Below are 19,254 nucleotides of genomic sequence, written 5' to 3'. Positions count from 1 at the left end.
CTTTGCTTAGATGAATTCAATCTTGTATACCAGATGGAATTCACACTATGGCTTTGACTTCAGATACCGTCACATCGCCCTATCGCGGTTTTACCTTGCGGGAGTGGCAGCAACATTATCGCAGCGCGCCGGACAGTCTTCGTACCACGCTTTCGCTGGTGCGCGGCAGTCTGAGTGAGACCGATAACGCCTGGCTTTATCTCGCCACGGCGGAACAGCTTGAAGCACAAATTCATCATCTGGAAAGCCTGCGCGCAGAGGCAGGGGGATCGCTCAGCGCCCTGCCGCTGTTTGGCGTGCCGTTCGCCGTTAAAGACAATATTGATGTCGCAGGCTGGCCGACCACGGCGGCCTGTCCGGCGTTTGCCTATACCGCGGAAGCGGATGCCACCGTCGTCGCCAATCTGAAAGCCAAAGGCGCGGTGCTGGTCGGTAAAACCAATCTGGATCAGTTTGCTACCGGCCTGGTGGGCACCCGCTCACCGTACGGCGCGGTAAACAATACCTTCAACCCCGACTTTGTCAGCGGCGGCTCCAGCTCCGGATCGGCCTCGGTGCTGGCCCGCGGGCTGGTGGCGTTCTCGCTCGGCACAGACACCGCCGGTTCCGGGCGCGTTCCGGCAGGCTTTAACAACGTCGTCGGGCTGAAACCGACCAAAGGCTGGCTGTCGAATACCGGCGTGGTGCCCGCCTGCCGCCTGAATGACGCCGTCTCGGTTTTCGCCCTGACCGTCGCCGATGCCCAGACCGTCGCTCACGCGGCGGGCGGTTATGACGCCGCCGACGCCTATTCGCGTAAAAATCCGCTTACCGCGCCCGTCGCCATGTCTCCGCATCCGCGCTTTGCCGTGCCGGACAGTCTGGAATTTTTCGGCGATGCACTGGCGGAGTTTGAGTTCGATCAGGCGCTGGAACGGCTGAACAGCAGCGGCATCACCCTTGTACCCGTGGATTTCACGCCGTTCCGCGAACTGGCCGGACAGCTGTATTCCGGCGCGTGGGTCGCCGAACGCACCGTGGCGGTCGGCGAAATTTTTGAAGACAACCCCGACGCGATGGATCCGGTGGTGCGCGGCATTGTCGCCAGCGGTCTGGATTACAGTGCCTGCGATGCCTGGCGCGCCGAGTATTTACGGGCGGAACTGGCCCGCAAAATCAATCAGACGCTGGAAGGGTTCGATGCGCTGGTGGTGCCGACGTCGCCGACCATCCGCACGCAGCAGGAGATGGCGCAGGAGCCGGTGCTCTACAACTCGCAGTTCGGTATTTACACCAACTTCACCAATCTGGCGGATTTGTCCGCGCTGGCGCTGCCTTCCAGCCTGCGCGCCGATGGTCTGCCTGCCGGGATCACGCTGATTGCGCCCGCGTGGCACGACGATGTGCTGGCCAGTTTTGGCCGTCAGTGGCAGCGCAGTCTGAGCCTGCCGCTCGGCGCGACCGGGCTGCCGGTGAAATCCGAAGAATTCATGACACCCGCACCGGTCAGTGCCGCCAGCGTGCGCGTCGCCGTGGTCGGCGCCCATCTGACCGGCATGCCGCTGAACGTTCAGCTCACCAGCCGCCATGCGGTGCGCGTCGAACAGACCACCACCGCCGCAGCCTACAAGCTTTATGCCCTCGCCAATACCACGCCGCCAAAACCGGGGCTGGTGCGGGCGGAAGGCGGCAGCGCCATTATCGTCGAACTGTGGGATATCCCGCTGGCGCGCTTTGGTGAGTTCGTTGCAGAGATCCCGGCGCCGCTGGGGATCGGGACGCTGGAACTGGCCGATGGCCGCACGGTGAAAGGCTTTATCTGCGAGCCGTGGGCGATCAGCGAGGCCACCGATATCACCGCCTTTGGTGGCTGGAGAAGTTACATCCACAGCCTGACTGCACCGGTAAAACTCTGAGGAGCCACGATGATGTTCAACACCGTATTGATTGCTAACCGTGGCGAAATTGCCTGCCGCGCGATCCGCACGCTGAAACGTCTGGGCGTCACCAGCGTGGCGGTCTATTCCGATGCCGACCGCAACGCGCCGCACGTCGCGCAGGCCGATATTGCCATCGCGCTGGGCGGTGACAAGGCCAGCGAAAGCTACCTGATGATCGACAAAATTCTGGCCGCCGCGAAAGAAACCGGCGCGCAGGCGATTTATCCGGGATACGGCTTTTTATCCGAAAGCGCAGAGTTTGCCGATGCCTGCGAGGCGGCGGGGATAGCGTTTATCGGCCCGACGGCCGGACAAATCCGCGAGTTTGGCCTCAAGCACCGCGCCCGTGAACTGGCCGGTGCCGCGAATGTGCCGATGACGCCGGGCACCGGTTTGCTCGGCAACATTGAAGAGGCCGTCACGGCGGCGGCCGGCATCGGCTATCCGGTGATGCTGAAAAGTACCGCAGGCGGCGGAGGCATCGGGCTGACACGCTGCGACGACGAAGCGGGACTGCGCGCCGCGTGGGACAGCGTAAAGCGTCTCGGCGAACAGTTTTTCCGCGACGCCGGTGTGTTTCTCGAACGCTTTGTCGATCGCGCCCGTCACGTCGAAGTGCAGATTTTCGGCGACGGCAAAGGCCGCGTGGTGGCGCTGGGCGAACGCGACTGTTCGTTGCAGCGCCGCAATCAGAAAGTGGTGGAGGAAACCCCTGCGCCGAATCTGCCGCAGGCCAGCCGCGAGGCGTTACATCGCGCCGCCGTGCAGCTCGGTGAATCGGTGAATTACCGCAGCGCCGGTACCGTTGAATTTATCTATGACGCCGCGCGCGACGAATTTTATTTCCTCGAAGTGAATACCCGCTTGCAGGTTGAGCATCCGGTCACCGAAATGGTCACCGGTCTGGACCTGATTGACTGCATGCTGAACGTCGCCGCAGACCAACCGCTGGACTGGCCGTCGATGGAAAAAGCCCCGCAGGGTGCGTCGATGGAAGTGCGTATTTACGCCGAAGATCCGCTGAAAAATTTCCAGCCGAGTCCGGGCGTGCTGACCGAGGTCTTTTTCCCCGAAGACGTGCGCGTTGACGGCTGGGTGTCTACCGGCAGTGAAGTGTCGGCCTTTTACGACCCGATGATCGCCAAACTGATTGTTCACGGCACCGACCGTCAGGACGCACTGGCGAAAATGTCGGCTGCGCTGGCCGCCACCCGTCTGCACGGCATCGCCACCAACATCGATTATCTGCGTCAGGTGGTTGCCACGCCGGTGTTCCGCGACGGCGAAATGTGGACGCGCATGCTCGACAGTTTTGCTTATGCGCCCAACGTCATCGAAGTGATCGCGCCCGGCACCTACAGCAGCGTGCAGGATTATCCGGGACGCCTCGGCTACTGGGATATCGGCGTGCCGCCTTCCGGCCCGATGGACGATTTTGCCTTCCGTCTCGCCAACCGCATTGTCGGTAATAATCCTGATGCCGCCGGTCTGGAATTTACGTTGCAGGGGCCAACCCTGCGCTTTCATTGCGATGCGGTGATCGCGCTGACCGGCGCGAGCTGTCCGGCCGATCTCGACGGCGAAACAGTGGCGTACTGGCAGCCGGTGAACGTAAAAGCCGGTCAGACGCTGACGCTTGGCCGCGCCACCCGGGGCTGCCGCACCTGTCTCGCGGTACGTAATGGCTTCGACGTGCCGGTGTATCTCGGCAGCCGTTCGACCTTCGCGCTCGGGCAGTTTGGCGGTCACGCGGGCCGGACGCTGCGCGTCGCCGACATGCTGAGCATTTCACAGCCGGAACTCGCGGCCTGCACCACGCCCGCACCGGTCAGTGTGCCGCAGGCGGCGGCAGACACTCTCGTGCCGGTGTATGGCGATATCTGGAATATCGGCGTGCTTTACGGGCCGCACGGCGCACCGGATTTCTTTACTCAGGAATCTATCGACACTTTCTTCGCCGCCGAATGGCAGGTGCATTACAACTCCAACCGCCTCGGCGTGCGGCTGGTCGGCCCGAAACCGCAATGGGCGCGGCAGGACGGCGGCGAAGCGGGTCTGCATCCGTCGAACGTGCATGACTGCGAATACGCCATTGGCGCGATCAATTTCACCGGCGACTTCCCGGTCATTCTGACCCGCGACGGGCCAAGCCTCGGCGGTTTCGTCTGTCCGGTGACCATCGCCAGCGCGGAATTGTGGAAAGTCGGCCAGGTCAAACCGGGCGATAAAATCCGTTTCCACCCGATCAGTTTTGAGCAGGCGCAGGCGCTGGAACGGGCGCAGCAAGGCACGATCGATTCGCTGCTGCCGGTCAACGCAATGGCGCTGCCGGTGCCGTCGTTGCTGCCGGATACCACGGCTTCCGCCACCATTCTCGCGGCGCTTCCGGCCACGGCAGAACGCCCGTCGGTGGAATACCGTCAGGCCGGTGACGGCTATGTGCTGATTGAGTACGGCGATAACGTGCTGGATCTGGCGGTGCGTATGCGCATTTACCTGCTGATGAACGCCATCAGGGCCGCCGGTCAGCAAGGGATAGAAGAACTGTCGCCGGGCGTGCGCTCGCTGCAAATCCGCTACGACAGCCGCGTGCTGCATCAGACCGCGCTGCTGCAACATTTGCTGACGCTGGAACACAATCTGGCCGATGTCAGCCAGCTGAAAATCCCGACGCGCATCGTGCATATGCCGATGGCCTTTGAAGATTCCGCCACGCTTGGCGCGGTCGAACGCTATCAGCAAACCGTGCGTGCCGATGCGCCGTGGCTGCCAAATAACGTCGATTTCATCCAGCGCACCAACGGGCTGGCGAGCCGCGACGAGGTGAAAAACATCATTTTCGACGCCAGCTACCTGATCCTCGGGCTGGGCGATGTCTACCTCGGCGCGCCGTGCGCGGTGCCGGTCGATCCGCGCCATCGCCTGCTGAGTTCCAAATACAACCCGGCGCGCACCTTCACCGCAGAAGGCACGGTCGGCATCGGCGGCATGTACATGTGCATTTATGGCATGGATTCGCCGGGCGGCTATCAGCTGGTCGGCCGCACGTTGCCGATCTGGAACAAATTTCTTAAGAATGAGCAGTTTAAAAACGGCGAGCCGTGGCTGCTGCACTTCTTCGATCAGGTGCGGTTCTATGAAGTGACCGAAGCCGAACTGGAGATCCAGCGCGAGGCGTTCCGCGAAGGGCGCGCGCAGATCACCATTGAAGAAACTGAGTTCGATTTTGCGCAATACACCCAATTTCTTGCCGACAACGCCGCCGATATTGCTGATTTCCGCGCCAGACAAACCGCAGCCTTTACCCGCGAGGTGGCGCACTGGCATGAGGCCGAAAGCGCCGCCGTGGAAGCCGCCGCCAATGCCGTGCCGTCAGTGGAGGACGACGCGGATCAGGACGGTCATTTAGTCAGCGCCGATCTCAACGGCAATATCTGGAAAATTCTGGTGGCACCGGGTCAGCAGGTCGAAGCAGGCCAGCCGCTGATCGTGGTGGAAGCGATGAAAATGGAGCTGTCGGTCAACGCGCCATGCGCCGGTACCGTACTGAAAATCAGTTGCCAGCAAGGCCGTCCGGTCGGGCCAGGTGATGCGCTGCTGTGGCTGGATACCGCCGTTTAATGCTGGTCAGCGCCGTTTAAAACATCCAGGGGAATATTTTATGCAACTGACGGACCCGAAATCTTCACGCAGTAAAAACCGTCCGGAAGGGCTGGCGGAACGGATTTATCAGCAGCTGAAAGACGACATTTTCAGTTTCCGCCTGCTGCCCGGCGACCGGTTCAGCGAAAACGACATCGCCGACCGCATGGACGTCAGCCGCACCCCGGTGCGTCAGGCGCTGTTCTGGCTGGAGCACGAAGGCTACGTCGAAGTGTTTTTCCGCAGCGGCTGGCAGGTTCGCCCGTTCGATTTCGATTTTTTCGAGCAACTGTATGACCTGCGCATCGTGCTGGAACTGGAAGCGGTAAAGCGTCTGTGTGCGCTGCCGCCTGCCGCTCAGCCGCTGCAACTGGCGGAACTGAAAGCCTTCTGGGTCGATCAGCCGCAACTGGCGGAGGGTCAGCTGGTGTCGCGTTATGACGAAGAGTTTCACATGACGCTGGTGGCGGCGGCCGGAAACGCCGAAATGGCGCGTATCCACCGTGAGCTGACGGAGAAAATCCGCATCATCCGGCGGCTGGATTTCACCAAAGGTGAGCGCGTGAACGCCACCTATAAAGAACACGCGAGCATTTTGCTCGCCATCATCCAACAACACACTGAGGAGGCGCAGCGCCAGTTACACGACCACATTGCCGTCAGTAAAGCCGAGGTGCGCAAAATTACTTTGCATATGCTGCACCGGGCGCGGGCGGAGAGTGACGAGGGCCACCCGTCATGACTTTTTTAAATGTTTTTTCGACTTTCACCATAACAGCGTTCTCTTAACCTATTTACATCACAGCAATTTTACAGAGGATTCATCTATGCAACGTCGACGTTTTATTAAAGCCTTTGCTCTTTCCGCCACCGTAGTCAGCATGGGTTTAGCCTGGAGCGCGCAGGCGGCCGACACCATCAAAGTCGGTATCATGCATTCGCTTTCCGGCACCATGGCCATTTCAGAAACCCCGCTGAAAGACATCGCGCTGATGACCATTGACGACATCAACGCCAAAGGCGGCGTACTGGGTAAAAAGCTGGAGCCGGTGGTGGTCGATCCGGCCTCAAACTGGCCGCTGTTCGCCGAGAAAGCCCGTCAGTTGCTGACCCAGGATAAAGTCGCGGTGGTGTTCGGCTGCTGGACGTCGGTGTCGCGTAAATCCGTGCTGCCGGTGTTTGAAGAACTGAACGGCCTGCTGTTCTATCCGGTGCAGTACGAAGGCGAAGAGATGTCGCCAAACGTGTTTTATACCGGTGCCGCGCCTAACCAGCAGGCCATTCCGGCGGTGGAATATCTGATGAGCGAAGACGGTGGCGCGGCCAAACGCTTCTTCCTGCTCGGCACTGACTACGTCTATCCGCGCACCACCAACAAAATCCTGCGCGCCTTCCTGCATTCGAAAGGCGTGAAAGACAGCGACATCGAAGAAGTCTATACGCCATTCGGTTACAGCGATTATCAGACCATCGTTTCCAACATTAAGAAATTCTCCGCAGGCGGCAAAACCGCCGTGATCTCCACCATCAACGGCGATTCCAACGTGCCGTTCTACAAAGAACTGGCTAATCAGGGCGTGAAAGCGACGGATGTGCCGGTGGTGGCGTTCTCCGTCGGCGAAGAAGAACTGCGCGGTATCGACACCAAACCGCTGGTCGGTGACCTCGCGGCGTGGAACTACTTCCAGTCTGTCGATAACCCGACTAACAAGAACTTCGTCGCCGAATGGAAGGCTTACGCTAAGGCACACAAACTGCCAAATGCCGATACCGCCGTCACCAACGACCCGATGGAAGCGACCTATGTCGGCATCCATATGTGGGCGCAGGCGGTGGAAAAAGCGGGCACGACGGATGTGGATAAAGTCCGCGCCGCCATGGCCGGGCAGACCTTCGCTGCGCCGTCCGGCTTCACGCTGACCATGGATAAGACCAACCATCACCTGCACAAACCAGTGATGATCGGCGAAATCGAATCCAACGGTCAGTTCAACGTGGTCTGGCAGACCGACAAACCGATCCGCGCCCAGCCGTGGAGCCCGTACATCGCGGGTAACGATAAAAAGCCAGATACCCCGGTGAAAACAGCCAGTAACTGATTAAGCGCCCTCCCCTCTCACGAGGGGAAGGCTGGGATGGGGTGTGGTTTTTTTGACACTGAGTCGCCATTCATACCCCACCCCAGCCCTCCCCTTCGCAGGGGAGGGAGCAGATCGGCGCCTTTCACTCCTCCCCCTTCGCAGGGGGAGGAGCAAACCAGCATCAACTTTATGCGGCGAGAACATTATGAGAATCCTCATCCGATCACTGCTTTTCCTGCTTTGTTGCCTTCCGTTGCTGGCCGAGGCGGGGGCGGCGAATGACTTTGCTGCCGCCAGCCGCAGCCAGCAGGCCATGTTATTACAGCAATGGGCGGCGGATCCGCAGCCGGAAAGGTTGCCGCTGCTTGAGGCGCTGAAGCAGGAAAACGTCGTCATCGATGAAGCGAAACACGCATTCATCCGCAATGGCGATCAGCTGACGCCGCTGGAAGGCGACGTCAAACCGCAGGGTGACACCAAAAAAGTCTGGCTGAACAACCGCCTGCGCATTCTGATTGCCAATGCGCTTTCCGCGCACCGTCTGGTGAGCACCGACAGCGCCGTCCGTTTGCAGGCCGCCAGAGCTTTACAGCGTGAAGCGCAGGCCGATCAGTTGCCGCTGCTGACCCATCGTCTTGAACTGGAAAAAGACAGCACAGTGCACGACGCCCTTTCCATCGCGCTGGCGAATTTACAGCTGGCCGATGCCAGCCCGCAGGTACGCCTGAAAGCTGTTGAACTGCTCGGCACGTCGGGCGACCCGGACACGCAAGGCCGTCTGCAAAGTCTGACTGATCCGCAAACGGAAGCCGATGCCACGGTGCGCAATGCCGCGCTCGCCAGCCTGAAAGCGATACAACATCGCCTGTTAATCGGCGATCTGCTCGGACAGGCTTTTACCGGTTTATCCCTCGGCTCGATTCTGCTGCTGGCCGCGCTGGGGCTGGCGATCACTTACGGTTTGCTGGGCGTGATTAACATGGCGCACGGCGAAATGCTCATGCTCGGCTCTTACTCCACCTACATGGTGCAGTCGCTGTTTCAGAACTACGCGCCGGGGTTGCTGGCGCTGTATCCGCTGGTCGCGCTGCCGGTGGCCTTTTTCATTACCGCCGGGATCGGCATGGCGCTGGAGCGCACGGTGATCCGCCATTTATACGGGCGTCCGCTGGAAACCCTGCTGGCAACCTGGGGCATCAGCCTGATCCTGATCCAGGGCGTGCGCGTGCTGTTTGGTGCGCAGAACGTTGAAGTGGCGAACCCCGGCTGGCTCTCCGGCGGCATTCAGCTGTTGCCGAATCTGGTGCTGCCGTACAACCGCATCGCGGTGATCATCTTCGTACTGCTGGTGCTCGGCCTGACCTGGCTGCTGCTCAATAAAACGCGCCTTGGCATGAACGTCCGTGCCGTGACGCAAAACCGCGCGATGGCGGCCTGTTGCGGCGTGCCGACCGGTCGCGTCGATATGCTGGCGTTCGGCCTCGGTTCCGGCATTGCCGGTCTGGGCGGCGTCGCGCTGTCGCAGCTAAGCAATGTCGGCCCGGAACTCGGTCAGGGTTACATCATCGACTCCTTCCTGGTGGTGGTACTCGGCGGCGTCGGACAACTGGCGGGCACCGTGGTGGCGGCCTTTGGTCTGGGCATTGTGAACAAAATTCTTGAGCCGGAAATCGGCGCGGTACTGGGGAAAATCCTGATCCTCGCGCTGATTATCCTGTTTATCCAGAAACGTCCTCAGGGACTCTTCGCCTTCAAAGGCAGGGTGATTGACTGATGAGCCAGCCTCTGACGATTACCGGCGTACAAAAAGCGCCGAAGATTGCGATTTCGGTGGGCACGCTGGTGCTCATCATGCTGATTGTGATGCCGTTTCTGGCGTTATTGCCCGCCACAAATCCGCTGGCGATCTCCACCTACACGCTGACATTGATCGGTAAGATCCTCTGTTATGCGATCGTCGCGATCGCACTCGATCTGGTGTGGGGCTACGCCGGTTTGCTGTCGCTCGGCCACGGGCTGTTTTTCGCCCTCGGCGGTTATGCGATGGGCATGTATTTAATGCGGCAGGCGGCAGGCAGCGGGCTGCCGGATTTTATGTCGTTCCTCTCATGGACTGAACTGCCGTGGTTCTGGGCAGGCACGCAGCATTTTGCCTGGGCGCTGTGCCTGATCGTGCTGGTGCCGGGCGCACTGGCGTTTGTGTTCGGTTATTTCGCCTTCCGCTCAAAAATCAAAGGCGTCTATTTCTCCATCATGACGCAGGCGCTGACCTACGCCGGTATGTTGCTGTTTTTCCGCAATGAAACCGGCTTCGGCGGCAACAACGGCTTCACCGGTTTCACCACCCTGCTCGGCTTTCCGGTCACCGCCACCGGCACCCGCGTGGGACTGTTTTTAGCCACGGTTCTGGTGCTGGTCGCCAGCCTGGCGCTCGGCTTTGCGCTGGCGCGCAGTAAATATGGCCGCGTGCTGACCGCCGTTCGCGACGCTGAAAACCGGCTGATTTTCTGCGGCTACGACCCGAAAGGTTTCAAGCTGTTTGTCTGGACGATTTCCGCCATGTTGTGCGGCCTGGCGGGCGCGTTGTACGTGCCGCAGGTCGGGATTATCAACCCGGGCGAAATGTCGCCGACCAACTCCATCGAAGCCGCCATCTGGGTGGCGCTCGGCGGGCGCGGCACGCTGATCGGCCCGATTATTGGCGCAGGCATCGTCAACGGCGCGAAAAGCTGGTTCACGGTCGCCATTCCCGAATACTGGCAGTTTGTGCTCGGCGGCATGTTTATTCTGGTGACGCTGTTCCTGCCGCAAGGCGTGATTGGCCTGCTGCGCAAGAGGAAATCCTGATGAGTCCGATGACCATGACCGAAGACCTGTTTACCCAGCCACATCTGGCGGACAGGCACCGTGAACAAACCGATCCGATTTTGCAGCTGGAAAACATTAACGTCAGCTTTGACGGATTTAAGGCGCTGACCAATTTGTCGCTGAACATCGGCGTCGGCGAATTACGCTGCGTCATCGGCCCGAACGGCGCGGGGAAAACCACGCTGATGGACGTGATCACCGGCAAAACCAAACCGCAAAGCGGGCGCGTTTTTTACGATCAGCGCACCGATCTGACCAAACTGGATCCGGTGCGCATCGCGCAGTCCGGCATCGGGCGCAAATTCCAGAAACCGACGGTGTTTGAGGCGCTGACCGTGTTCGAGAATCTGGAAATCGCGCAGAAAACCAATAAATCCGTATGGGCCTGTCTGCGCGCCAAAATGAACAGCGAGCAGCGCGACCGCATTGATGACATGCTCGGCACGCTGCGTCTGGCGGCGGAACGGCATCGGCCGGCGGGCCTGCTTTCGCATGGGCAGAAACAGTTTCTGGAGATCGGCATGTTGCTGGTACAGGAGCCGCATTTATTACTGCTCGACGAACCGGCAGCGGGCATGACCGACGCCGAAACCGAATACACCGCCGAGCTGTTCAAACAACTGGCGGGCAAACATTCACTGATGGTGGTCGAACACGATATGGGCTTTGTGGAAACCATCGCCGACCACGTCACGGTACTGCATCAGGGTCAGGTTCTGGCCGAAGGGTCGCTGCGTGACGTGCAGGCCAACGAGCAGGTTATCGACGTGTATTTAGGGCGCTGAGGAATCGCATTATGTTGCAGGTAAATGAACTAAATCAGTTTTACGGCGGCAGCCACATTCTGCGCGGCCTGTCTTTTGAGGCGAAAATCGGTGAAGTGACCTGCCTGCTCGGGCGCAACGGCGTGGGAAAAACCACACTGCTGAAATGCCTGATGGGGCTGATCCCGGCCAAATCCGGCACCATCCGCTGGCAGGATCAGGTGATCAATTCCCGCAAACCGCATCAGCGCGTGCAGGCGGGCATCGCCTATGTCCCGCAGGGTCGCGAAATTTTTCCGCGCCTGACCGTCGAAGAAAATCTGCTGATGGGTCTGTCGCGATTTTCCGGCAGCCACGCAAAGCAGGTGCCGGATGAAATCTACCACCTGTTCCCGATCCTGCTGGAAATGAAACATCGCCGGGGCGGGGATTTGTCCGGCGGCCAGCAACAACAACTGGCCATTGGCCGCGCGCTGGCCTGTAAACCCAGCCTGCTGATCCTCGACGAACCGACCGAAGGCATTCAGCCGTCGGTGATTAAGGAAATCGGCGCGGTGATCAAACAGCTCGCCGCACGGGGCGATATGGCGATCCTGCTGGTCGAACAATTCTACGATTTCGCCGCCGAACTGGCCGACAGCTATCTGGTGATGTCACGCGGCAGCATCGTCAAACGCGGCCGTGGCGACGAAATGGAAGCCGAAGGCGTGCGGGGGCTGGTGGCGATTTAGCCGATACTGGCTTTTTGCAAGACAAGCCGATACTTTTCAGCCACATTGACAGCCCTTTTCTCAACTCACGCTGAAAAGAACACAAATTATGAAAATCAAAAGTCAGGAAGCCCTGGTGCGTCAGCGTAAACGCTGGGTCGTGCTGGCGGTGCTGATGGCGGTGATCGCCGCAGGCCATCAGTGGTGGAAACAGGGGAAGCTGGTTTCGGAGCAGTGGAGTCCGAATAAAGAGTATGTGGTGCGCGAGTACAAAACGTTTGAATTTATCCCGCGCATGACCATGCCGGGCGACGGCGGACATTACTCCGGCTATATGCGTGTGTATAACCGCGACGGCAAACAGTTTTACGAGGAGTATTCTGACCTGCTCGATTTTATCGAAGGTCCGTTCTGGGCGAAGGAAGGCGTGTACTGGATGGGCAATGAAAATCAGGACATCGTGCGGCTGCCGACGTCGCCGGTGGAGTGATTCACAGACACAAAAAAGCCGCGACCTGCGCGGCTTTTCACATCTCAACCTAAGGTTGACACCTTAGCTTCTGATTTTTCGGTAGATAAACAGCACGACAATCGCACCGATCACGGCGACAACGAAGCTGCCGAAGTTGAATCCGTCTACGCGGCCAAAACCGAAGAACGTACTGATGTACCCGCCCACGACGGCACCAACGACACCCAGAACAACGGTCAGAATGAATCCGCCGCCATCTTTGCCCGGCATGATCCACTTAGCCAGAATACCTGCGATAAGACCAAAGATAATCCAGGATAAAATTCCCATTTTTCGACTCCTCCGAATGAATTTCCGTTACCGTGAATATTGTTCAGCCAAGTCAGCCAAACAAACGCAGAACATTTCAGGTTCTGCGAGCCATCCATGCGCGTGGCACCAATGACCCTCTTCGTGCACTGCGAGTAAAGTCTAGCACTCTTTATACAAAACCGCCCAAAATCAGCAGGAAGGGAACAAACGCAGAGAAATCTAAGGCAGTTTCAGGCTGTGTCAGCAGAATTGCGGTTTCGTCAGCCGCCCGCACGGCGACGTAAAATTGCGTAAAAAGTAGACCAAATATTTTGAATGAGATACTCAAATCAATCCGTTTTTCATCTCCGCCAGACAGGCCTATTATACATTCATCGAAAGGCAACCACCTTTCACTCTCATAACCTGAATGGATGAATCATCATGAAAAACGTCAAAATTTTTGCTGTAGCTGCCACACTTTCCCTGATTTCTTTCGGTAGCTTCGCAGCAGAGCAGATCACTCAGCCTTCCGGCGACATGCAAAAAATCGGTGTGATTTCCGCAGCCAACTCCACCACCCTCGGCGGCCTGGAAGCGAAACTGTCTCAACAAGCGAAAGAAGCGGGTGCCTCTTCTTACCGCATCATCTCCGTGACCGGTAACAACAAACTGCACGCTGACGCTGAAATCTACAAATAATCGCCTGCGAAAAACCCTCTGAAAAGCCTGTGGAAGCCCGACTTCCACAGGCTTTTTTATTTGCCAGTATTTTTATGCCGAATTTCGTTTAAATTCGCGATTGCAACTCTCCCATCCTGTTCACTATTCTGGTTTTTTCGCTCATCAGGAAAAGCCATGACCGTTACCGAATCTCTCCTTTCTTATGCACTTGCTGCCGGAATTTTAACGCTGACACCGGGCCTGGATACCGCATTGGTTCTGCGCACGGCGGCCAGTCAGGGCAGCAAAAAAGCATTATTGTCAGCATTTGGCATCAGTACCGGCTGTCTTATCTGGGGCGCGATGGTGGCGCTCGGCTTAGGCGCGGTTCTTGCGGCGTCTGAAATGGCATTTACACTGCTTAAGTGGACCGGCGCAGCTTATCTGGCCTGGCTCGGTTTGCAGATGCTGCTCAAACCGCGGAGCGAAATGAACATGTCCGCGCCGGAGGGCAGCGGGAAAGTGTTGCGCATCGGCAATTCTCCGTTCATAAGGGGATTGTTTGGCAATGTGCTGAACCCGAAAGTCGGCGTATTTTATGTTTCTTTCCTGCCGCAGTTTGTCGCTACCGGCTATCCGGTCGGGCCTTATATTTTTGGACTCGCCGCCATGCACGCCGTGATCGGCACACTCTGGTCCATCACCATGATTTCCGCCACGCGGCCGTTATCGCGCTGGTTGCGCCGCCCCGCAGTGGTCAGAACGCTTGATCGCTTAACTGGCACCGTTTTTCTTGCCTTTGCAGTACGACTCGCCACGACAAAACGTTAACGATAAAAGGAATCCTGTCATGAAGACCCGTCTCAGCCATGCCCCGACCGAAAACGATCTCGAGGAGATCAAAACGGCACTGCGTAATTTCAACAGAAACTTTGTCCCGCAATCGAAATTCCGCGCATTAGGTATTTTTGTGGAAGATGAACAGGGTAACAAACAGGCGGGCATTGTGGCGGAAACGGTCGGCAAGTGGATGTACATTCAGATGCTGTGGGTGGATGAATCGCTGCGTGGACAGGATGTCGGCACGCAGCTGATAACAGAAGCGGAAGAAGAAGCCAAAGCGCGGGGCTGCCGGTATTCGCTGGTCGATACATTCAGTTTTCAGGCGCGGCCGTTCTACGAACTTATGGGCTATCACATGCAGATGGCGCTGGAAGATTACATCGCCGATACCCGCGCGCCGGACGATGCGCCCTCGACGCATACCCGGTTTTTTCTGACCAAAACCTTAGGCTGAAAGCGCCAGCCATTCCTTAACAGATGGCCGCTGCCATTGCGCTTCTGCGTAAGCGGCCAGTTTTTCCGGCATCACATCGCCGTTCAGATGCAGACGGTTGAGCATCAGCGCCAGATCGACATCCGCAATACTCCATTCGCCAAATAAATGTTCTTTATCCCCCAGCAAACGCTCTGCGGCGGCATACAGTTTTTCGGCTGCCTGTTGCCCTTTTTCACTGAGTGCCGGGCGTTTTGCGCCGGCAAACACCACTTCTGTCGAACGCTCCTCACGGATCGGTATCAGATCACTGCGCAGCCACGCCTGCACTTCACGCGCTTTAGCGCGATTTTCCGGATCGGCCGGATAGATAGCCGGAAACGTCGGCGCAGGAAAAAGCGCTTCAACGTACTCATCAATCGCCGACGATTCGGATAACACAAAGGTGCCGTTGGTCAGCGTAGGCACGCGACGGGTCATGGACAGCGCCGAATAGGTTTCTTTCAGGTTCTCCGCATCTGCCAGGCTGACCGTTTCCAGTTCAAACGGAATGCCCTTTTCAGTCAGCGCCACAAAAGCAGACATCACGTAAGGACTGAAAAAATCAGCATCAGAATACAAAATCAGCGAGGGCTGGCTCATGGAAATCTCCTGAAAAAATAAAGCAAAAGGAAGAAAAACATAGCGCAGAAAGCGGGGGGTGTCGTTAAAAACTCGTTCAGAGAACGCTTTAATACCCCCTCCCAGCCTCCCCCTTCGCAGGGAGAGGAGCAAAAACGCGGTCAGCTCCCTCCCCTGCGAAGGGGAGGGTTGGGGTGGGGTATTAATGGCATCTGAGTTGCTATTATTTCAGCCGGAACACCTGAACAATTTCATTCAGCCGACGCGCCTGATCTTCCAGAGAAGCCGAAGCGGCTGAGGCTTCCTGAACCAGCGCGGAGTTCTGTTGCGTGACGCCATCCATTTCATGAACCGCCTGTGTTACCTGACTGATCCCACGTGATTGCTCATCAGACGCCGAGACGATGTCGCTCATGATATCGCGCACATCCGTGACAGCTTTCATGATTTCTTTCATCGTTTCGCCGGCATTTTTAACCAGCCCGACACCGTGATCCACACGACTTGTCGATTCCTCAATCAGGGCGGAAATCTCTTTCACCGCATCGGCGCTGCGCTGCGCCAGACTGCGCACTTCCGAGGCCACTACCGCAAATCCGCGCCCCTGCTCGCCTGCACGCGCGGCTTCAACCGCGGCATTCAGCGCCAGAATGTTAGTCTGGAATGCAATGCCATTAATCACGGACGTGATCTCAGAAATACGCCGCGAACTGTCGTCAATTTCGCCCATAATGCCGACAACATCCGTCATGATGCTGTCACCCTTACCGGCAATTTTGGTGGCGTTGGCGGTCAGCTCTGTCGCCACATGGGCGTTATCGGCGTTTTGTTTTACGGTCGCCGTCAGTTGCTCCATGCTGGCCGCCGTTTCTTCCAGCGCTGCCGCCTGTTGTTCCGTTCGCGAGGCCAGATCGATATTGCCCGCCGCAATCTGCGACGCGCCGCTGCCGACGGCATGGCTGGTGGAAATGATGTCATTCACCACATGGCGCAGCTGCGATTGCATGGTTTGCAGCGCAAAGAAGATGCTCGACTGGTCGTTTTTCTGCGTCACAATCGGATGTGTCAGATCGCCATCCGCTACCGTCAGTGCAATTTTTGCCGCATCGGAAGGTTCGCCGCCCACAGGGCGTAACACTTTGCGGGTAAAGATAACGCTCAGCACCGCGAAGACCACGATGATGCTCAGTACCATCAGCGCCAGCGCGTAATAAAGCTGCCGGGTGCTTTCTTTCATCACCGCGTTGACAGGCGCCACGATACCCAGCATCCACGGCGTGCCCGTATTACCAATCTGAATCGGCACAAATTCGGAAAACGCTTTTTCACCCAGCACCGGATCCTGCTGTTCGCGGCTGGTCATCTGTCCGGTTTGAATGCTTTTCAGCAATGACGGGTCATTTTCCAGCTTATGCGTGACCAAGTCTTTTTTCGGCGAAGAAATGTAATTACCTGACTGCGAAAACAACATCGCATAGCCGGTGCCCTGATAAGGTTTGATGCTATTGACCAGCGTCTGCAGGGTTTGCAGGGAGAAGTCCGCCGTGACCGAACCGAGGAATTTGCCATCCACCATAATCGGCACGGCAATTGACGTCAGCAAGGTATCCACGCCGTTATACGGATAGCTGTAAGGCTCGAGGATCACCTCTTTTTGCAGCTTGCGCGGCAGCAGATAATAATCACCACTGCCTGGCGTTTCGTAATCTGTGAGGTTATGCAAAACGACGTTGCCACTGGTATCCCGGTCAACATAACGGACGTAGCGGCCATCCGGATCCTGTCCTTCTTTCGCGGCGAGGTCTTCATCTTTGCCATCAAAAGCGTCCGGTTCCCAGGCCAGCGACATAGAGAGAAAATCCGGATGACTTTTCAGGGCATTTTGCAAAAGGGTATCGGCCAGCTTGCGGTCAGCATGTCCGGCTTCACGCAGGCTTATCATGCTCTGACCCAGGTCGCGGGCGGCTTGTAATGCGGTATCGAGTTTCTGACGGGCCAGATAGCCGTCGGTGCTGGCGGTTTGTTGCAGATAACGGCGGGCTATCTCGCGCTGCTGATTAGCCGACTGCCAGCTGAGCAATCCGACCGTAATGATGTAACCCAGGCTGATAGTGATCAGCCCGACAATCAGCATCAGCGTACGGGTACGCATCGCCTTCTTAGGGGCATTTTTCTTTGTTGCAGCCTCAACTCTGGCCGCCGGTGAAAGCGCCTGCATCTGACTCATAAAACTACCCCGGAACAGAAAAACGTACAGTGAAAACTCACGATGAAATAACGCGGATAATCTGTCCCTGATGCTGGCCCGGCAGAAGCGGGAATTCCGTTATCGTCTGAATTATCGGCAACAGGCGGAGATGCTTTAGCCAAAACGGTAAAAAACCGTCCCGTAAAGATAAACGTTCGCATCCTGCGCCGCTCTCCCTATACTGCTGTTATGTCGGCTGATTCAGCACCTGTTCAGGAAACTCCTATGAAGTCATGGTTCTTACCACTTCTGCTGCTCGCGCCGCTCTGTTCGCAGGCTGCTTCCACGCCGAAAGAAATCAAAGCGCGTTTCAGCCAGTTTAAGATCGGGGATAAAACCATCTGCCTTGATGACGTGACGTACGCCAACAACAGCAAGATGAAAGTCATTGAAAACGGCTTTGTGGTCGCGAAGCGTAAAAATGTGCTGGTTTACCAGAGCAATACGCTGTTTTTGCTCGGCAATGACATCACAGTCAATATCAAAGCGGTGATCGAAAGCCGGGCGGGAAAAACCGCGTTCAGTAACCAGTTCAAGCAGGCGATGATCAAGGTCGACGGGCTGGATGATCCGGCGCGGGCGAATGAGAAAGCCAAAATCATTCAGTCTTTCGAAGAGGTGATCGCCGATAAGCACAATGAAACCCCTTACAGCTCCGTCGCGCTGACCGATAAGGGCTACATCATCACGCAGGTTGAAAGCCATTCAACCACCATCAGCGAATGCTATGTCACGCCGTATAAAAAGGCGGAAACCAGTCAGTAAATCAGAGGGAAATGATGACCGTTTTAGTGCCCATGAGTGCCGGATTTTATGCAGAATTTGCCGAACAACTGGCGAAGGATTATGCCGAAGAGAACGTGACCGCCGGTCTGTGGCGGGCAGATACCGCGCTGGAACGCGCGCGAAGTTCGACGCAAAGCGCGTTGCCACAGGGCATCGATACGCCGGACCATTATCTTTATGAAATCCGCGCAGAAGAACACAGCGAAACGGCAGGCTATCTGTGGTTCGCGAACGTGGAACGCTACGGCGTGCGCAGCGCGTTTGTGTATGAGCTGACGGTCTTCCCGCAATTTCGCCGTCAGGGCCATGCCGCTGCGGCATTTCGGTTGATGGAAGACCGCCTGCGCGATCTCGGGAGTGTGGCGATTGAGCTGAATGTGTTCGCCAGCAACCCCGGAGCGCAGGCGTTGTACGCCAGCCTGGGTTACGTCACCACCAAAATGAATATGCGCAAACCGCTTTAGCGCTGATACTTAATAAAGTCAGTCAGCGTACCAATACGGTCATACAATTTACGGGCCGTATGGTTGGTGGTTTTCGTCGTCCAGTAGACATTGGCTTTCTGATTGTCGTCGGCGTAAGCGTACACCGCTTCAATCAGTTTTTGCCCGATCCCCAGTTTCCGCGCGGCGTCATCGACGTATAAATCCTGCAAATACACCACCTGCTGCATATGCCAGCCGTGATCGTGATTGATACAGTTCACCAGCCCCACCAGCTTTCCCTGATGTTCCGCCACATAGCCAAACATGTCGGCATAATCAGGCTGCGATAACCGCCGGAAGGTGTAATCAAACTGCGCCGGATCGAGCGTTGACTGATAAAAATCCAGATAATCGCGCCATAACACTTCCCAGCTGTCGCGATCAGCGGGGGTTAACGGACGGATCACCACATCGTGCGGCTGGCTCAT

The 19,254-nt window shown here is 57.4% G+C and carries 18 protein-coding genes; 14 read left to right on the top strand and 4 right to left on the bottom strand.

All coding sequences use genetic code 11. The features are described from left to right. Positions 1-47 precede the first annotated feature (47 nt). From atzF to EYY67_RS14300, 9 genes are all read left to right on the top strand, one after another. Complete coding sequence (gene atzF / locus EYY67_RS14340; protein ID WP_131693773.1) at positions 48-1,895, top strand: allophanate hydrolase; 1,848 nt, start codon at positions 48-50, stop codon at positions 1,893-1,895. Between the two features lie 12 nt (positions 1,896-1,907). After that, positions 1,908-5,540 carry an urea carboxylase gene (gene uca / locus EYY67_RS14335; protein WP_131693778.1) on the top strand — a complete coding sequence of 1,211 codons (3,633 nt, stop codon included), beginning with the start codon at positions 1,908-1,910 and terminating at the stop codon, positions 5,538-5,540. Between the two features lie 40 nt (positions 5,541-5,580). Further along, positions 5,581-6,303, top strand: coding sequence for a GntR family transcriptional regulator (locus EYY67_RS14330; protein WP_095923964.1), 723 nt, complete (start codon positions 5,581-5,583; stop codon positions 6,301-6,303). An 85-nt stretch (positions 6,304-6,388) separates the two neighbouring features. Further along, a complete protein-coding gene (urtA, locus tag EYY67_RS14325) occupies positions 6,389-7,660 on the top strand; it encodes an urea ABC transporter substrate-binding protein (protein ID WP_131693772.1) in 1,272 nt (423 codons plus the stop codon). A 187-nt stretch (positions 7,661-7,847) separates the two neighbouring features. Continuing rightward, positions 7,848-9,416: an urea ABC transporter permease subunit UrtB gene (urtB, locus tag EYY67_RS14320; protein ID WP_131693771.1), complete on the top strand. Its 1,569-nt coding sequence runs from the start codon at positions 7,848-7,850 to the stop codon at positions 9,414-9,416. Beyond that, on the top strand, positions 9,416-10,489 hold the full coding sequence (urtC, locus tag EYY67_RS14315; protein WP_095923967.1) for an urea ABC transporter permease subunit UrtC: 1,074 nt from the start codon (positions 9,416-9,418) through the stop codon (positions 10,487-10,489). Before urtB ends, urtC begins: the two co-directional genes overlap by 1 nt. An 8-nt stretch (positions 10,490-10,497) precedes the next feature. After that, on the top strand, positions 10,498-11,295 hold the full coding sequence (gene urtD, locus EYY67_RS14310) for an urea ABC transporter ATP-binding protein UrtD (protein ID WP_095925240.1): 798 nt from the start codon (positions 10,498-10,500) through the stop codon (positions 11,293-11,295). Positions 11,296-11,306: 11 nt separating this feature from the next. After that, positions 11,307-12,005 carry an urea ABC transporter ATP-binding subunit UrtE gene (gene urtE / locus EYY67_RS14305; RefSeq protein WP_014333364.1) on the top strand — a complete coding sequence of 233 codons (699 nt, stop codon included), beginning with the start codon at positions 11,307-11,309 and terminating at the stop codon, positions 12,003-12,005. A gap of 88 nt (positions 12,006-12,093) precedes the next feature. Further along, on the top strand, positions 12,094-12,474 hold the full coding sequence (locus tag EYY67_RS14300; protein ID WP_229921156.1) for a hypothetical protein: 381 nt from the start codon (positions 12,094-12,096) through the stop codon (positions 12,472-12,474). 63 nt (positions 12,475-12,537) lie between these two features. On the opposite strand, the gene EYY67_RS14295 is transcribed toward EYY67_RS14300, so the two are convergent. Beyond that, complete coding sequence (locus EYY67_RS14295; protein WP_056775793.1) at positions 12,538-12,786, bottom strand: GlsB/YeaQ/YmgE family stress response membrane protein; 249 nt, start codon at positions 12,784-12,786, stop codon at positions 12,538-12,540. A gap of 405 nt (positions 12,787-13,191) precedes the next feature. Between EYY67_RS14295 and bhsA the strand changes: the two genes are divergently transcribed. The 3 genes from bhsA to EYY67_RS14280 all read left to right on the top strand — a co-directional run bounded on the left by bhsA (position 13,192) and on the right by EYY67_RS14280 (position 14,707). Continuing rightward, positions 13,192-13,449, top strand: coding sequence for a multiple stress resistance protein BhsA (gene bhsA / locus EYY67_RS14290; protein WP_131693770.1), 258 nt, complete (start codon positions 13,192-13,194; stop codon positions 13,447-13,449). A gap of 156 nt (positions 13,450-13,605) precedes the next feature. Further along, positions 13,606-14,241, top strand: coding sequence for a LysE family translocator (locus EYY67_RS14285; protein ID WP_095923970.1), 636 nt, complete (start codon positions 13,606-13,608; stop codon positions 14,239-14,241). A gap of 19 nt (positions 14,242-14,260) precedes the next feature. Further along, positions 14,261-14,707, top strand: coding sequence for a GNAT family N-acetyltransferase (locus EYY67_RS14280; RefSeq protein WP_131693769.1), 447 nt, complete (start codon positions 14,261-14,263; stop codon positions 14,705-14,707). Here EYY67_RS14280 and yfcF read toward each other — a convergent pair. Further along, positions 14,699-15,328 (bottom strand): glutathione transferase, encoded by a 630-nt coding sequence (gene yfcF / locus EYY67_RS14275; protein ID WP_131693768.1) that lies wholly within the window; start codon positions 15,326-15,328, stop codon positions 14,699-14,701. The genes EYY67_RS14280 and yfcF overlap by 9 nt on opposite strands. A gap of 202 nt (positions 15,329-15,530) precedes the next feature. Next, positions 15,531-17,525, bottom strand: coding sequence for a methyl-accepting chemotaxis protein (locus EYY67_RS14270; protein WP_412033997.1), 1,995 nt, complete (start codon positions 17,523-17,525; stop codon positions 15,531-15,533). A 255-nt stretch (positions 17,526-17,780) separates the two neighbouring features. Here EYY67_RS14270 and EYY67_RS14265 point away from each other — a divergent pair, with 255 nt between their 5' ends. Both EYY67_RS14265 and EYY67_RS14260 read left to right on the top strand, forming a co-directional pair. After that, positions 17,781-18,320: a hypothetical protein gene (locus EYY67_RS14265; RefSeq protein ID WP_095923973.1), complete on the top strand. Its 540-nt coding sequence runs from the start codon at positions 17,781-17,783 to the stop codon at positions 18,318-18,320. Positions 18,321-18,334: 14 nt separating this feature from the next. Next, positions 18,335-18,805, top strand: coding sequence for a GNAT family N-acetyltransferase (locus EYY67_RS14260; RefSeq protein ID WP_095923974.1), 471 nt, complete (start codon positions 18,335-18,337; stop codon positions 18,803-18,805). Here the strand turns inward: EYY67_RS14260 and EYY67_RS14255 are convergent. After that, positions 18,802-19,254, bottom strand: a complete 453-nt coding sequence (locus tag EYY67_RS14255) for a GNAT family N-acetyltransferase (RefSeq protein WP_095923975.1) — start codon at positions 19,252-19,254, stop codon at positions 18,802-18,804. The two genes, EYY67_RS14260 and EYY67_RS14255, sit on opposite strands and share 4 nt — an antisense overlap.

Origin of the sequence: Rahnella victoriana (assembly GCF_004330295.1) — a bacterium.
Classification (GTDB): domain Bacteria; phylum Pseudomonadota; class Gammaproteobacteria; order Enterobacterales; family Enterobacteriaceae; genus Rahnella; species Rahnella victoriana.
This window is presented reverse-complemented; position numbering and strand designations above follow the sequence as displayed.